General features: G+C 65.5%; 12 protein-coding genes. 4 read left to right on the top strand and 8 right to left on the bottom strand.

The genetic code is table 11. From position 1 onward, the window contains the following. Positions 1 to 46: 46 nt before the first annotated feature. Positions 47 to 1,852, bottom strand: coding sequence for a DUF885 family protein (locus FFS35_RS09265; protein ID WP_137786803.1), 1,806 nt, complete (start codon positions 1,850 to 1,852; stop codon positions 47 to 49). A 165-nt stretch (positions 1,853 to 2,017) separates the two neighbouring features. On the opposite strand from FFS35_RS09265, the gene FFS35_RS09260 reads away from it, so the two are divergent. Both FFS35_RS09260 and FFS35_RS09255 read left to right on the top strand, forming a co-directional pair. Continuing rightward, a complete protein-coding gene (locus tag FFS35_RS09260; protein ID WP_137786802.1) occupies positions 2,018 to 3,529 on the top strand; it encodes a DUF1800 domain-containing protein in 1,512 nt (503 codons plus the stop codon). An 11-nt stretch (positions 3,530 to 3,540) separates the two neighbouring features. Then, a complete protein-coding gene (locus FFS35_RS09255) occupies positions 3,541 to 4,749 on the top strand; it encodes a DUF1501 domain-containing protein (protein ID WP_137786801.1) in 1,209 nt (402 codons plus the stop codon). Positions 4,750 to 4,762: 13 nt separating this feature from the next. Here the strand turns inward: FFS35_RS09255 and FFS35_RS09250 are convergent, their stop codons facing one another. The 6 genes from FFS35_RS09250 to FFS35_RS09225 all read right to left on the bottom strand — a co-directional run bounded on the left by FFS35_RS09250 (position 4,763) and on the right by FFS35_RS09225 (position 12,915). Then, positions 4,763 to 5,938, bottom strand: a complete 1,176-nt coding sequence (locus FFS35_RS09250; RefSeq protein ID WP_137786800.1) for an acyl-CoA dehydrogenase family protein — start codon at positions 5,936 to 5,938, stop codon at positions 4,763 to 4,765. 313 nt (positions 5,939 to 6,251) lie between these two features. Beyond that, complete coding sequence (locus FFS35_RS09245; protein ID WP_137786799.1) at positions 6,252 to 7,196, bottom strand: polysaccharide deacetylase family protein; 945 nt, start codon at positions 7,194 to 7,196, stop codon at positions 6,252 to 6,254. A gap of 147 nt (positions 7,197 to 7,343) precedes the next feature. Next, positions 7,344 to 8,561, bottom strand: a complete 1,218-nt coding sequence (locus tag FFS35_RS09240; RefSeq protein WP_249341552.1) for a dipeptidase — start codon at positions 8,559 to 8,561, stop codon at positions 7,344 to 7,346. Positions 8,562 to 8,681: 120 nt separating this feature from the next. Next, complete coding sequence (locus FFS35_RS09235) at positions 8,682 to 10,316, bottom strand: long-chain-fatty-acid--CoA ligase (protein WP_137786797.1); 1,635 nt, start codon at positions 10,314 to 10,316, stop codon at positions 8,682 to 8,684. An 84-nt stretch (positions 10,317 to 10,400) separates the two neighbouring features. Next, positions 10,401 to 11,081 (bottom strand): NnrU family protein, encoded by a 681-nt coding sequence (locus tag FFS35_RS09230; protein WP_137786796.1) that lies wholly within the window; start codon positions 11,079 to 11,081, stop codon positions 10,401 to 10,403. A gap of 22 nt (positions 11,082 to 11,103) precedes the next feature. Further along, complete coding sequence (locus FFS35_RS09225) at positions 11,104 to 12,915, bottom strand: peptide MFS transporter (RefSeq protein WP_137786795.1); 1,812 nt, start codon at positions 12,913 to 12,915, stop codon at positions 11,104 to 11,106. Positions 12,916 to 13,009: 94 nt separating this feature from the next. Here FFS35_RS09225 and FFS35_RS09220 point away from each other — a divergent pair, with 94 nt between their 5' ends. Both FFS35_RS09220 and FFS35_RS09215 read left to right on the top strand, forming a co-directional pair. Continuing rightward, a complete protein-coding gene (locus FFS35_RS09220) occupies positions 13,010 to 13,588 on the top strand; it encodes a nitroreductase (RefSeq protein WP_137786794.1) in 579 nt (192 codons plus the stop codon). Positions 13,589 to 13,625: 37 nt separating this feature from the next. After that, on the top strand, positions 13,626 to 13,979 hold the full coding sequence (locus FFS35_RS09215; RefSeq protein WP_137786793.1) for a GntR family transcriptional regulator: 354 nt from the start codon (positions 13,626 to 13,628) through the stop codon (positions 13,977 to 13,979). A gap of 122 nt (positions 13,980 to 14,101) precedes the next feature. On the opposite strand, the gene FFS35_RS09210 is transcribed toward FFS35_RS09215, so the two are convergent. Further along, the gene (locus FFS35_RS09210) at positions 14,102 to 14,860 is read right to left on the bottom strand and encodes an energy transducer TonB (protein ID WP_249341544.1); all 759 of its coding nucleotides are present in this window, start codon (positions 14,858 to 14,860) and stop codon (positions 14,102 to 14,104) included. Positions 14,861 to 14,881: the final 21 nt, after the last annotated feature.

Raw genomic sequence — 14,881 nt, 5'->3', positions numbered from 1 at the left:
CATGCCCACTCCCGCCGCACGGCGGAAGCGGATCAGTCAAACCTTGTCAGAGCGTCGCGATCCAGCCGTCCCCGATCTGGCGCAACACATCCAGCGGCACCCGACCGTATCGCAGCACCGCGCTGTGATACCCCTTGAGATCGAACCGCGCGCCGGCTTTCGCCTTCGCCCGTTCGCGCACGTCGGTGAACACCGAATGGCCGATCTTGTAGCTCGCCGCCTGGCCGGGGTTGACGCAATAACGCTCCACCTCGCGCGCCGCGAAGCCCTGCGTCTCGCCCTCCTGCTCCACGAACCGCTGAATGCCCTGTTCGCGCGACCAGCGCAGGTGATGGATGCCGGTATCCACCACGCAGCGATTGGCGCGGAACAGCATGAACTTGAGATAGCCGATGCGCCCGAGCGGATCGTCATCATACATGCCGATTTCGTCGGCAAGCTGCTCCGAATACAGTGCCCAGCCCTCGCCATATCCGGAGAAGCCGTTGATCTTGCGGATCAGCGGCAGATCCTTGTTCGACAGCGCGAGCACGCCTTCGAGCTGATGCCCCGGCAGCCCCTCATGATAAACGGTCGTCGCGAGGCAGAACTTCGGCCAGTCCGCCGAATCCTTGAGGTTGAAATAGACGAGGCCGGGGCGCGATCCGTCGATCGCGGGCGACTGGCTGAATGCGGCCGCCGCACCGGCCTCGGTCTGCACCGGCACACGGCGCACCTCGAAGCTGTAGGGCGGGATACGCTCGAACACCTCGGGCAAACGCGCCCTGATCGCGGCGAGCCGATCGTTGCAATAAGCGATCGCATCCTTCTTGCCCGCATCTGTATCGGGGTAAAGCTGATCCGCATTGCGATAGAGCGCGGCGACCCGCTCGCCGACACCGCCCCTGGTATAGCCCTGCTTCTTCAGTTCCGCGTCAAGCCGCGCGGAGATCATCGCGGCCTGATCCAGCCCGAACTTGTGCACTTCCTCCGGCGACATGCTCGCCGTCGTCGTCGCCTTCAGCGCCACAGGGTAGAAGGCGGAGCCCTGCGGCAGTTTCCACACGCCGGCGTCGTGCGTCGCGCGCGTGCGCAGATCGCGCAGCACGGCGAGCTGCCGGTTCAGCGCCGGGAGCACGCTGGCGTCATAGATACGCGTGGCGTTCCCGGCGTAGCTGTCGCCCAGCCCCCTGGCGGCGGCGCGGCGCGCGATCGACTGTACGACCAGCGCGTCCTTCGCCGGCACGGCTGTCTTGCCCATCTGCCCGATCGCCAGATCCAGGATGAAATCGGGCGGGACGACTCCGATGCCGGTATCGTGGCGCATCCGTTCCGTCTGGTTGTCGATCTCGCGGCCGAATGCCTGGAGCCGCTGGAGATAGGCGTCGGCATCGCCCGCGCTTTCGATCTTGTGCTTGGTATCGAGGAAATCGGGCACCGATTGATACACGCCCGAAAGTTGCGATACGACATAGGGGCTGGGGCCGTAGGACGAGCCGCCGAAATCGAACGCCTGCACCGCCACTGCCGAGCGCCGCGTGTAAAGGATACAGTCGAGATCGATCCGTTGCTCCGGGCCGAGCGCGGTGCGGTCGATCGCCTCGAGCCGCTTCAGTTGCGCCTTCGCAAGCGCGCGCGCCTGCGCGATGCCGGCCGCTGACTGATCGGAAAGCTTCGCGCGCAGATCGGCGTTCGCCCCGGTGTCCAGCCCGAGCTGCGTCGCGCTTTCCGGGCTGCGGCGAAGCTGCTCCTGCACGAGCTGATCGAACAGCGCCGTGAGCGGCGTGGAGGCGGGCGCGGCGCGGAGCGGGGCGGCGGCGAGCAGACCCGAGGCTGCGGTGCCGGCGAGGAAATGGCGACGATCGGTGAACATCGCGGCAGCTAACACCCGGCGGGGGCGGGGCGTCAATCCCGCGCGTGGGCGTAAATTACTGACACATGACGGTTTGTTCATGCGAGCGACAGTATAGGTTCAGCCACGCAGGCCCATGCCGTGGTCGATCGTCGATACGGAGGCGCGGCTGGGATGGCAGGCAGGATGATACAACGGGGCGCGACGCGGCTGACCATGATGGCGGCCTTGCTGGGATCGGCGATGCCGGCTGCGGCAGCGCCTGCGCCCGCTGCCCGGATCGCCTGGGCGAACCGGCTGACGTGGGGCGCGACGGCCGCCGATCTCAGCGCCGCGGACGGGCCGGGCAGTGATCGCTGGCTGGATGCGCAACTCGCCATGCCCCCCGCCGCGCTCCCGCCGCAGGCCGCCGCGCAGCTCGCGCAGATGCGGATCAGCCGCATGCCGGTCGCGCAGATCGTCGTCGAGCAGCAGGCGATGCAGCGCGATGCCAATGCGCTCACCAACCCGGATCAGAGCAAGGCCGCCAAGGAAGCCTATCAGAAAAGCATGGGCGACCTTGCCAACGAGGCGCGCACACGCTCGATCCTTCGCGATCTCTACGCGCCCGATCAGGTGCGCGAGCAGATGACGTGGTTCTGGTTCAACCATTTCAACGTCCATGCGCAGAAGCGCGACATCCGCGCGATGATCGGCGATTACGAGGATACGATCCGCGAACACGCGCTTGGCCGCTTCCGCGATCTGCTGGAAGCGACGCTGCGGCACCCGGCAATGCTGCGCTATCTGGATAACGACCAGAACGCCGCCGGCAAGATCAACGAGAATTACGCGCGCGAGATCATGGAGCTTCACACGCTCGGGGTCGGCTCCGGCTATACCCAGCAGGACGTGCAGGAACTGGCGCGGATCCTCACCGGGGTGGGGGTGAATGTGAATCACGATGCGCCCCGGCTGCGCCCACAGCTCCAGCCGCTCTATCTCCGCGCCGGCCTGTTCGAGTTCAATCCGGCACGCCATGATTTCGGCGAGAAGCACTTCCTTGGCCACACGATTCGCGGATCGGGATTCGACGAGGTCGAGCAGGCGCTCGATCTGATCGCCGCCGCGCCAGCCACCGCGCGCCATGTCTCAACGCAGATCGCGACCTATTTCATGGGCGATGCGCCGCCGCCGGGGGTGATCGACCGCATGGCGCAGACGTTCCAGCGCTCGCACGGCGATATCGCCCAGGTGATGCGCACGATGATCCGCGCGCCGGAATTCGCCGCCTCGCTCGGCAAAACGTTCAAGGATCCGATGCATTTCGCGCTGTCGGCGGTGCGGCTGACTTATGGCGATCGCGTGATCCTGAACGCGCAGCCGATCAACAACTGGCTCAATCGCATGGGGCAGGGGCTCTACAACCACGAGACGCCGGACGGCTATGACATGAAGTCGGCGGCGTGGTCCGGCCCGGGCCAGATGGCGACGCGGTTCGATATCGCCAAGCAGGTCGGCGGCGGCGCGTATGGCCTGTTTCGCGCGCCGGATGCCAATGCGGAACTGCCCGCGTTTCCGCAATTGCAGAACGCGCTCTATTTCAACGGTTTGCAGGATATGCTGGCCGCGCCGACGCGCGCCGCGCTGTCGCAGGCCGGATCGCCGCAGGAGTGGAACGCGCTGTTCCTGTCCTCCCCCGAATTCATGCACCGATAACGGAGCTTGCCATGATGCCGCATCTTCACCGCCGCGACCTTCTGGTCGGCGCCGCCGCGTTCGCGCCGCTTGTGGTGGCGGGCCGCGCCTTCGCCGCGCCGCAGGCCGGGAGCAGGCTGCTCGTCGTCTTCCTGCGCGGCGCCTATGACGCGACCAATATCGTCGTGCCGAGCGGGAGCGATTTCTATCGCGAGGCGCGCCCGACGATCGCGCTCGGCAAGCCCGATCCCAACGATCCCAAAGCACCGTTGCCGCTCGATGCGAGCTGGAGCCTGCATCCCGCGCTGAAGGACAGCATCCTGCCGCTGTGGCAGCAGCGCCAGATCGCGTTCGTTCCCTTCGCCGGCACCGACGACATGAGCCGCAGCCATTTCGAGACGCAGGATACGATCGAACTGGGCCAGCCGATCGGCGGCCATCGCGATTATGGCTCCGGCTTCATGGCGCGGCTGGCGGCGATATTGGGGCGCGGGGACAAGCCGATCGCCTTCACCGATCAACTGCCGCTGTGCTTCCGGGGCGGCGCGTCGCCGGTGCCGAACCTGGCACTCGCCAATGTCGGCAAGCCGATCGACCAGCGCCAGGCGAAGCTGATCGAGGGGATGTACGCGCAGCAGCCGGCCTTGTCGCGATCGGTGGCGGAAGGGTTCGAGGTGCGCGATACAGTCTATCGCACGCTGGATGACGAGATGAAGGCGGCGAGCCGCGGCGCGGTAAGCGCCAAGGGTTTCGCGCTGTCCGCGAGCCGCATCGGCACGCTGATGCGCGATCAGTTCAACCTTGCCTTCGTCGATGTCGGCGGATGGGATACGCACGTCAACCAGGGCGGCGCGACCGGCTATCTCGCCGATCGTATCGGCGAGCTGGGGCGCGGGCTGGCCGCGTTCGCGCAGGCGATCGGCCCGGAGAAATGGCGCAGCACCACGGTGGTGGTGGTGTCAGAATTCGGCCGCACCTTCCGCGAGAACGGCAATCGCGGCACCGATCACGGCCACGGCAGCATCTATTGGGTGCTCGGTGGCGGCGTATCCGGCGGCAGGCTGGCGGGCGAACAGGTCGCGCTGTCTCAGGCGACGCTCAACCAGGGGCGCGACCTGCCGGTGCTGAACGACTATCGCGCGCTGATCGGCGGGCTGGTCGCGCGGCAATACGGGCTTGGCGCGGACCGGCTGGCAGGCCTGTTCCCCGGGGCCAAGCCGCGCGATCTGCAACTGATCTGAAGCGGCGCGGCGCTCAGCTCGCCTGCGCCGCCTTCCAGTCCCGCTTCACCTTTTTCGCGAGGCTCCATTTGTGAACCTCGGTGGGGCCGTCATAGATGCGGAATGCGCGAACCTCGCGGAACACCTGCTCGACGATCGTGTCGCTGGTGACGCCGCTGCCGCCCATGACCTGTACGCAGCGATCCGCGATCCGCATCAGCGCCTCCGACACCGCGACCTTGGCGATCGAGCTTTCCGCCGTGCCGAGCGCGCCGGTGTCCAGCACGCCGGCACACCAGTCTATCATCAGCTCGGCCTGTTTCAGGTCGATCATGTTGTCCGCGAGCATGAAGCCGACGCCCTCGTGATCGATCAGCGGCTTGCCGAACGCGTGCCGACGGTTCGCATAGTCGGTCGCGATCTCGTTGGCGCGCACGCAGGCGCCATACCAGCGCATGCAGTGCGACAGCCGCGCGGGCGAAAGGCGGATCTGTGCGTATTTGAAGCCGTCGCCCGCATGGCCAAGCATCTGGTCCGCCGGCACGCGAAGATTGTCGATCAGGATCGTCGCATGGCCGCCCGGCATCGAGCTGTCGATCGTGTTCGGTACGCGCTCGATTCTGATCGCCGGGTCCGGCAGATCGACGAGGAACATGCAGGCTCCCTCCTCGGCCTTCGCCATGACGATACCGACCTTCGCGCCATGCGCCCCGGTGATGAAAGCCTTGCGCCCGTTGATGACCCAATGGTTGCCGTCCGGCCGGCACGTGGTCTGCATCATCGACGGGTCGGAACCTGCGCCGCCCTCCGCCGCCGGTTCGGTCATGAAGAAGGCGGACCGTGCGCGACCCTCGACCAGCGGAGTCAGGAAGCGCTCCTTGATCTCCGGGCTGCCGACCTTGCCGAGCAGATACATATTGCCCTCGTCGGGCGCCCCGGTGTTGCAGGCGAGCGGGCCGAGCGGGGAAAGGCCGGTGCGCTCCAGCACGATCGCCGTTTCGCGCTGCGAGAGATGGCTGCCGTCCGGCAGGATGTGCGGCGTCAGCACGCCCGCCGCGCGCGCCTTCTCGCGCATTTCCATGACCAGCTCGTCGGTCGGCGCGTCATGATGGTCGCGGCGCGTGTCGCGCTCATAGGGAACGACGACGTCGCGCACGAACGCTTCCACGCGGTCGGCGATCTCCAGCGCCTTTTCGATGCCGATGCCCATGCCATCCCCTCCCTGTGCGGCGTTGATGCCGGATTTGTCGCCGGCTCTAGGGGCGAGGCGCGGTCGTGGCAACGCGCCAGTGTGCGTCGGTCCGCACATACGCCCGCCCGGCGCCAGATGACGAACCCGCCCGCATGGGGCGGGGCGTTGTCAGGGCGGAACGGGCGAGCACCGGATCGCGCGCAATCATGTTGCGGACGCCATCACGCCTGTCCGTCAGGATCGTCCCGCTTCGGCGCAGTAGCGCTCGTTGCCCCGGGGCGATGGTGAACGTGCGCGGACGGCAACGCCCGACGTGGCATGGCACGGGCAATCACTGATCGGGATGCGAAACCCGATCGTTGTCGACGCGATCATATTCCGCCTGGATTTGCGCGGGAGGATCCTCGTCGCCCGCTTCGGGCAGCGTCTTGTGCATCGTCAGCGCCCAGCGTTCGAGCCAGGTGATGCCGTCCTTCTCGGCATAGGTGTCGCGGGTGCGATAGGCAGGATCGCGCATCGCCCGATCCAGCGTGACCGGGCGCAGATGCGCCTGGCGAAGCAGACCGGCAAGTTCGTCCAGCGTGTCCGCGTTCAGGCGCGTGCAGTGCAGCAGCATGACATGCGCGATATCGCGCCCGAACAACACACGTGCGCTGGCCTGTGACCAGCGGATGCGGATCGCGGTATAATCGAGATAGGCTTTGCGGATCTGCTCCTGTTTCGCGACATCGCGCCGGGCGATCGCATCGTCATAAGGCTCGGCGAATTCCCAATCCTCGGCATCGATGGTTACGGGCGCGATCCGGTAGCCGTGCGTGCCGAGCCACGCGTCGATCCGGTTGCGCACTGCCGCCGGAAAGCCCGTTTCGAGATAGGGATGGCGAAACCAGCGAAGCTTCTGTCCTCGCGCTTTCAGCATCGGGCGCGTCACCTGCTCGCCGTGCGCTATATCCGCGATATAGCCGTCCGCGCCGAGCGTATTGGGCGAGCCATGCGAATAGGTGTGGTTGCCGAGCGACATTCCGGCATCGAGCCAGTGCCTGAGGTTTTCGATCTGATGGTCGGGCGTCAGATCGCTGATCTTGCTTTCGTTGACGAAGCCGGTCGCGGGAAAATGGTGGCGTTTCAGCTTAGCCAGCAGGTTTGCGTTAAGATCGTCGACATAGGCCTGATCGGGCAGGATCGTGAGCGCCGGCAGATCGTCGAACGTCAACGCGACCATGCCGTCGCGTGCGGCCGCCGGCCCGGCACTGGCCATCGCGACAACCGCGATCATCCGCGCAACTTGCTTCCACCCACGCCGTCTCGCCAAATCAGCCCCCTTTTGTCGCGCGCAGCATATCGCGAGAGGCGGGAATGTCTCCAGAAGGATTGCGTTCCGGCCCGGCGCGAGCGATCGCCAATCTGTTGCGGGCGACGGACGCTATTGCATCGACTTGGCGACCTGCTCCGTACGCTCCATTACGCGCAGCACATTTTCGCCGGCCAGCCCTGCGACCTCCGCATCGGACCATCCGCGGCGCAACATCTCGGCAAGCAGCGCCGGATAGGCCGACACGTCGCCAAGGCCATCCGGCAGCGGATGGCCAACTCCGTCGAAATCCGATCCGATACCGACGCTCGCCTTGCCCGCGATCCTGGCGACATGATCGATATGATCGGCGACCTCTTTCAGGGTGACAATCGGTTCTGGATGCTCTTTCAGCCACGCTGCATAGGCGGCTGCGGCCTTGTCCGGCTGGCCGATATAAAGGCCACGATAGGGTGGAGAGTTGAGCCGGATCTTCTCGGCAGCCGCATCTGCCGCCCACCGGCGGTTCCTGTCCGAAACATAGCCCGGTGCGAAATCGACCATGACCACGCCACCGTTCGCGGCGACCAGCCGGAGAACGTCGTCGGATACGTTGCGGGGATGATCGTTGATCGCGCGCGCGCCGGAATGGGAAAAGATCACCGGCGCCTTTGTCTCCGCGAGCGCGTCGCGCATCGTCGCCTCGCTGACGTGCGACAGATCCACCAGCATCCCCAGCCGATTGAGCTCGTGCACCACCTGCCGGCCGAACGGGGTCAGGCCGTTATGCTTCGGATCGTCGGTGGCCGAATCCGCCCATTCGATCGTGCGCGCGTGCGTGAGCGTGAGGTAGCCCGCGCCGAGCGTGGCATAAGCGCGCAAGATCGACAGATTGCCGTCGATCTGGCCGCCGCCCTCCACCCCCATCATGGAAGCGATCCTGCCCGAAGCATGGGCACGGCGCACGTCGGCGGCGGTGCGCGCCAGCGCGAACGTCTCCGGGTAACGAGCGACGATCGACCTGACGAGATCGATCTGCTCCAGCGTCTTTTCCACCTGCTCCTTGCCCGGCAGATCGGCGGAGACATAGACCGACCAGAACTGTCCGCCGATCATTCCCTTGCGCAAGCGAACGATATCGGTGTCGTAAGGCTCGCCCCCGACCCGCGAAAGATCGCGCAAATCCATGGTCCAGCGCTTCTCGCCCTCCCGATCCGCGAGCGCTTCCGGCCAGTCGTTGTGCCCGTCGATCAGCGGCGTCGTGCGCAGAATCCGCGTAACCCGGGCGGAATAATCCTGCGCCCACGCCGCAGGTGGCAGAACACCGAGGCAGATGGCAGCGGCCAGCATTCCACGCTTCATCATACGTCCCATGGGGCATCTGCTCCTGTTCCTGATCGTGGAGGCGATAGGCCGCTTTGACGCCGGCGCAACTTCACGATTATCGAGCAAGGTGCCGAGACGATCGCCTCATCGCTCGATTTCGAACGGCAGCGTATAGCCGGTCATCTGCTGGCGAAGGAGCTTCTTGTCGATCTTGCCCGTCGCGCCGAGCGGGATCTCGTCAACGAACAGCACGTCGTCGGGCATCCACCAGCTGGCGATCTTGCCGTGGAGGAAAGCGGTGAGATCGTCGCGCGCCGCGCTGGCGCCCGGCTTGAGCTGGCACAGCAGGATCGGGCGCTCATCCCATTTCGGATGCGCAACGCCGATGACCGCGGCGATCGCGACGGCGGGGTGGCCCGTGGCGATATTCTCGATCTCGATCGAGCTGATCCATTCGCCGCCGGATTTCACCACGTCCTTCGCACGATCGGTGATCTGCATGTAGCCCTGCGCGTCGATCGTCGAGACGTCGCCCGTATCGAAAAAGCCTTCCTCGTCCAGCACATCGCCGCCGTCGCCACCGAAATACCCCGATACGATCGTCGGACCCTTGATCATCAGGCGGCCCGGCGTCCTGCCGTCATAAGGCAGGCGATTGCCCTCGTCATCGGTGAGTTTCAGCTCAAGTCCGGGCATCAGCCGGCCCTGCTTGATCGTATATTGAACCTGCTCGTCAGCCGGCATCGCCGCGACCGCTGCCGAAGGGGTGGAAATGGTGGCCAGCGGAGAGGTTTCGGTCATGCCCCAGCCCTGGATCACCTCGACGCCATAGCCGTCGCGGAAACCGCGAACCAGCGATTCCGGCACCGCCGAACCGCCGATCACGACACGCTTCAGGCCCCCCAGCCCGCGGCCGCTGGCTTTCAAATAATGCAGCACGCCCTGCCAGATCGTGGGAACGGCGGAGGAAAAGGTGACGCCTTCCTGCTCGATCAGATCGACAAGCGATTCGCCGTCCATCCTCGCCCCGGGCAGCACGAGCTTCGCCCCGGCGGCGGGCGCCGAATAGACCATGCCCCACGCGTTGGCGTGATACATAGGCACCACCATCAGCACCGAATCACGCGCGGACAGCGCCAGCCCATCGGTTTGCAGCGTCATCAGCGCATGAAGATAGTTTGAGCGATGGCTATAGAGCACGCCCTTCGGATTGCCCGTGGTGCCCGATGTGTAGCAAAGCCCGCAGGCCGCCTTCTCGTCAAATCCGCCCCAGGTGAATTCGGCCGGTTCGCCCGCCACCCAATCCTCAAACGCGGTGGCGGCATAATCGGTCTTCGGCAGCGCCGCGGCGCCGCACAGGAAGATGACATGCTCGATCGTCGGCGCCTGCGGCAGCAACTGGCCGACCAGCTCGGCACAGGCGGGATCGGCGAAAAGAATGCGGTCGCCGGCGTGACTGGCGATATAGGCGATCTGTTCGAGGAAAAGCCGCGGATTCAGCGTGTGCAGCACCGCGCCCATGTTCGCCGCGCCATACCATACCGCGAAGTGGCGGGCGGAGTTCCAGCCCATCGTCGCGACGCGATCGCCGGGGCGGATGCCGGCGCGGGCGAGCCCGCTCGACACGCGCTTCGCCAGGGCATGGATCTCGCCATAGTTGCTGCGGGACACGATCCCGGCGGCGTCGCGCGATATGACTTCGCGCGCGCTATGCCAGGCTGCAGCGTGACCGAGGAACTTATCTACCGTAAGCGCGCCGTGCTGCATCAGACCAAGCATCTACACCCTCTCTCCCCGTTTATCATTTCGCGACCACCATGGAAAAACCCAGCTTTCCATGCGCAATCGCTATGCCCGCCGGTGTCAGCTTATCCAGTGCCAGATGCCGGCGCGCCATCCCGAAAGCGGAATATGCGCCCAGGTCGCAAAAAGCCAGACGACAAGGCCACCGATGAGTGCGTGTGTGCCGAGGCCACCCAGCTTCGCCCGGCCGGAGGCGATGGCGGCAAACGGCCAATAGCTCGTGCGCCGTTCCCATTCGCGCCAGAACTCGGGCTGCAGCGCCTCCTTCTTGCGATCCTGCATCGCGGCACCGACAAGTGCCAGCGTGATGATCGCGACCGCGACGATGATGTTCGAGCGCTCCGGATAAACCAGGATGTGAACCACGCCCCATAACGCGAATGCCCACATCATCGGGTGGCGCGTGATCGCGAATACGCCGCGCGCGACTGGCACGGTGTCGGTCTTTGCCTCGGGCATTGCCGGATTGCGGATCAGCGAGCCCATCAGCAATACGCTCGCGGCGAGCATCACCAGGCTCGCGATCACCCAGATCGCATCGCTCGCCGGCCACAGCAATGGCCCGGTCGGCGCCGTGCGATAGGCGAGTGCCAGCCAGATCAATGTCGCGAAGGCGACAACGCTGTAGATGCCGAGAAAGCCACGCTCACCGATCCGCGCGGCGATCGGGGCGCGCAACGGGTGCGACAGAAGGAAATGACTTCCCACGAAGGCGGCCGCAGCCACCGCTACATTGTCCATCAATCCCTCCTGTTGTTGAAGCCTATTGCACGCCGTGCATCCACTTCTTGAGCGGCCACGAAAGCAGGAACAGCAGAATGCCAAGTCCGATCGCGATCAGTGCGATCGTGGTGAACGTGTGCGTGTAGGTGTCCAGGCTGACCTTGAGGTTGGTGACCTGGCCGCCAACGGTTTCCACGCTGGCGAACTGCGCCACCACGCCCGCGACATATTGCGCCACCGAGATCGAAAGGAACCACACGCCCATCATCAACCCCACGACACGCGCGATCGACAATTTGGTAATCATGCTGAGGCCGACCGGCGAGATGCACAGTTCGGCGAGCGAATGGATCACATAAAGCCCGCCGAGCCACCACAGGCCGACCTTGAAATCCGGCCCCGCGAAGGATGCGCCCCATACGAGGAACAGAAAACCGCCGCCGACGCCCATGAGCGCGATCGCGAACTTGATCGGGATCGAAGGCTCGCGCCCGCGCCGCGACAGCCAGCCCCACAGGGCGCTCATCACCGGCGCGAGCAGCACGATCGAGACGGGGTTGAAGTTCTGCGTCTGCGGGGCCGAAAGCGTGAACAGGCCGAACACACTGCGGTCGGTGTTGCGGTCGGCGAACAGCGTGAGGCTCGATCCGGCCTGTTCAAACAGCGTCCAGAACACCACGTTGAAGACGATCAGCACCATCGCGGCGAGCATCATCTCACCCTCCTTCCGGCTGCCCTTCGCGAACGACCAGATGAGGATCGCCGGCACCGAGACGAGGAAAGTGCCGAACAGCAACTTTCCCATCAGCGGCAGCGTGGCGAGATAGCCGATGAAGCCAGCGCCGGGCGCGGCCGCCTCGGTAGTCATCAGATTCTGGAACAGGAAATAGAACATCGGCACCGCGAGGATCGCGAGGGCGTAGATCAGGATGGCGCGATCGGGCCCTTCGCGCTTCGGCGGATTGCCATAAGCGTCAAGCCGGCCGCCATGGAAGGTAATCATGAGGAACGAAATCACCATCGCGACTCCGGCGAGGCCGAGCCCGGCGGGCCAGCCGATCGTATCGGCGAACGCGGCGCACAGGAACTGGCCGAGGATCGATCCGGTGTTGATCCCCATGTAGAAGATGGTGAAGCCCGCGTCGCGGCGGCGATCGCCCTTTGTGTAGAGCTCGCCGACCATCGTCGATATATTGGGTTTGAAGAAGCCGTTGCCGACCGACACCAGCGACAGCGCGAGCAGCAGGACGACCATCACCATCGGGCTCCGGTCAGCCGCTTCGGTGAAGCTGCCGGCTGGAACGCGGCGCACCTCATGGCCATCCGCCGCGTTGAGCGACAGGCTGCCATCATCGTTGCCGTGCATCGTCAGCTTCTGCCCACCGTAGATAAGGTGGCGCGACTCGTTAGGAGCGCTGGACGGTGCGTCGCGGAAATTCTCCACGACCACCTCGTAACGTTGGCCGTCGATGATCTGATACGGTTTGGCGGGCGATCCGCCGAAGGCGAGGGTGAAATAGCCCACGGCCATCATCAGCGCGCCGAAGCGCACCGCGCGCTTCGAGCCGAGATACTGATCGGCCAGCAGCCCGCCGACCAGTGGGGTGAGATAGACCAGAGCGGTATATCCGCCGTAGAGGCCCGTGGAGGCGCGATCGCCAAGCACGAAATGCTTGGTGAGGTAGAGCGTCAGCAGCGCCCGCATCCCATAATAGCCGAAACGCTCCCACATTTCGGTGCCGAACAGCCAGAACAAAGGCTTCGGATGGCCGAACCATGTTCCCTCCGCAGCCGGATTGACATGAGAGATGTCCGGCTCGCGCGGCGTATCCGCCGTCGGGGTGTCCACCATTTGCGCTAACTTCCCTGGAAATTTCGTTGCAGCGGAAACTAGCGGGAAAGCGCGCACTGTAAATATCCGCGTGAGGTGGTTAGAGGCGATGGTGATGTTCAACGATCGCTCCACGCCGCTTTCACTGCTCGCGACCCGCCGATCCGGGAAGCCGCGTGCTCTCGTCGCGCCCGGCCCTGATCGCGCGCAGCTTGAGGAGATGTGCGTCATCGCCGCGCGTACGCCCGATCACGGCAAGCTCGCGCCATGGCGCTTCGTCATCGTCGCGGCGGACCAGCGCGCTGCGCTCGCGCGTGTCATCACCGATGCGTATCGCGCCGAGCGGCCCGAGGCGAAACGGATCGAGATCGATGCGCTGGAGCAGTTCGCCGCGCAGGCGCCCGCGCTGGTGGTGATACTCTCGTCGCCGCGCATGGAGAGCGCCATCCCGCTTTGGGAGCAGGAACTTTCGGCCGGGGCGGCATGCATGAACCTGCTTCACGCCGCGCACGCCATGGGCTTTGCCGCTGGCTGGCTGACCGGCTGGGCGGCTTTCTCCGATCAGGTGCGCGATGCTTTCGGCACCGCGCCGGAGCGGATCGCGGGGTTCGTCTTCATCGGTACGCCGGGCAAGCCGCTGGAAGAGCGGCCGCGCCCCGATCCCGCCGCCGTCATCAGCCACTGGCGGGGTTAGGACTCGCTTTTTGCCTCACTTGCTGTATTAAGGCAGCATGACAGCGTTAAGCAACGAGGACAGCCCGGTCTATATTCGCCTGCGCGCGACGATCGCTGCCAGTATCCTGCGCGGAGATTTCCGTGCGGGCGACCAGCTTCCCTCAGTCCGCGCACTCGCTGCCGAGCACGGCGCGAACCCGCTGACGGTCGCAAAGGCCTATCAGAGCTTTCAGGACGGTGGCTATGTCGAGGTGCGGCGCGGGGTGGGGATGTTCGTCCTGCCGGGCGCGGGGGAGCGCCTGCGCGTCGCTGAGCGGGATTCGTTCGTGCAGAACCACTGGCCTCGTATCAGGGAGCATATCGAGCTGCTGGGGCTCGACATTGGCGATCTGATGGCGGAGCGGGCATAGGCGTTCCGTCAGGCGTGGCGACCGGCGGCCGGTCGCTACCTCTCCCACGAGGGACCAGACGATAGGGCTTGCCGCTCAGTCCCGGCGAGCCGATCCGATCGATTTTCCGCCGGACGAGGAATTCACGGTTTTCGCTCCTCCTCATCCGGCGGCGTCGGATCGCGTTCGATCACCCAGCTATGATTTTCGACAATCCACGCCGGCACCGGCTTTCCGCGTCCATCGCGCGCGGGGGAGAAGCGGAAGCGCTTCTGGATCAGGGCACAGGTGGTATCGTCCAGCGCGCGGCTGCCGCTCGTGCGGGTGACATCGCATTCGGTGACATGGCCGGTGGCGTCGACCAGATAACGCACCGCGACCGTGCCATTGACGCCGGCGCGACCCGCATCGGGAGGATAATCGGAATCCTTTAGCCGACCGCTCCGCCAGCGTGGGCCAGTGCCGCCGTCGCCATCGCCGCCGCCGCCATAGCCGTTGCCTTGGCCGCCTGCGCCCGTGCCGGGACCGGCGACGTCGCTGGCGCCAGTAGTCGCCTGCGCGCCGACAAAAGGCTTTGGCGCGGTTACCATCACCGGCGGAACGGGGATCTGGATCACCGGGGTCGGCGCGGCGACGGGCGTGGCCTGGGAGCGCAGATTCGGCGGCGAAGGGCTGCCCTTTGCGGCGCTGTGATGGCGTGGCGGCGGGGGGACGCGTTCAGGCGGCGGCGGTGGTGGTTCAGGCAATACGCCGAAGACGGCCATGCTCCGCTCGATCACGCGCGGGATATGCACCGTCAGGCCCGTCACCAGCAGCCAGATCAGCAATAGCTGCACGCTCGCCGCCGCCAAAGCGGCGACGAGGCGGGAGCGGTTTTCCGGCGCGGCGATCGTCCAGTTCACCGCGCCATAACGCACGGATCG

It is taken from the genome of Sphingomonas sp. 3P27F8, from assembly GCF_005502745.1.
In the GTDB taxonomy this organism is placed as follows: Bacteria; Pseudomonadota; Alphaproteobacteria; order Sphingomonadales; family Sphingomonadaceae; genus Sphingomonas.
The sequence above is the reverse complement of the archived record's forward strand: the minus strand, read 5'-3'. Positions and strand labels throughout refer to the sequence as shown.

What these genes read in the sequence shown, in the direction of transcription:
- FFS35_RS09265 (WP_137786803.1), bottom strand. Translation starts at nt 1,852, where the DNA reads ATGTTCACCGATCGTCGCCATTTCCTCGCCGGCACCGCAGCCTCGGGT.
- FFS35_RS09260 (WP_137786802.1), top strand. Translation starts at nt 2,018, where the DNA reads ATGATACAACGGGGCGCGACGCGGCTGACCATGATGGCGGCCTTGCTG.
- FFS35_RS09255 (WP_137786801.1), top strand. Translation starts at nt 3,541, where the DNA reads ATGATGCCGCATCTTCACCGCCGCGACCTTCTGGTCGGCGCCGCCGCG.
- FFS35_RS09250 (WP_137786800.1), bottom strand. Translation starts at nt 5,938, where the DNA reads ATGGGCATCGGCATCGAAAAGGCGCTGGAGATCGCCGACCGCGTGGAA.
- FFS35_RS09245 (WP_137786799.1), bottom strand. Translation starts at nt 7,196, where the DNA reads ATGATCGCGGTTGTCGCGATGGCCAGTGCCGGGCCGGCGGCCGCACGC.
- FFS35_RS09240 (WP_249341552.1), bottom strand. Translation starts at nt 8,561, where the DNA reads ATGCTGGCCGCTGCCATCTGCCTCGGTGTTCTGCCACCTGCGGCGTGG.
- FFS35_RS09235 (WP_137786797.1), bottom strand. Translation starts at nt 10,316, where the DNA reads ATGCTTGGTCTGATGCAGCACGGCGCGCTTACGGTAGATAAGTTCCTC.
- FFS35_RS09230 (WP_137786796.1), bottom strand. Translation starts at nt 11,081, where the DNA reads ATGGACAATGTAGCGGTGGCTGCGGCCGCCTTCGTGGGAAGTCATTTC.
- FFS35_RS09225 (WP_137786795.1), bottom strand. Translation starts at nt 12,915, where the DNA reads ATGGTGGACACCCCGACGGCGGATACGCCGCGCGAGCCGGACATCTCT.
- FFS35_RS09220 (WP_137786794.1), top strand. Translation starts at nt 13,010, where the DNA reads ATGTTCAACGATCGCTCCACGCCGCTTTCACTGCTCGCGACCCGCCGA.
- FFS35_RS09215 (WP_137786793.1), top strand. Translation starts at nt 13,626, where the DNA reads ATGACAGCGTTAAGCAACGAGGACAGCCCGGTCTATATTCGCCTGCGC.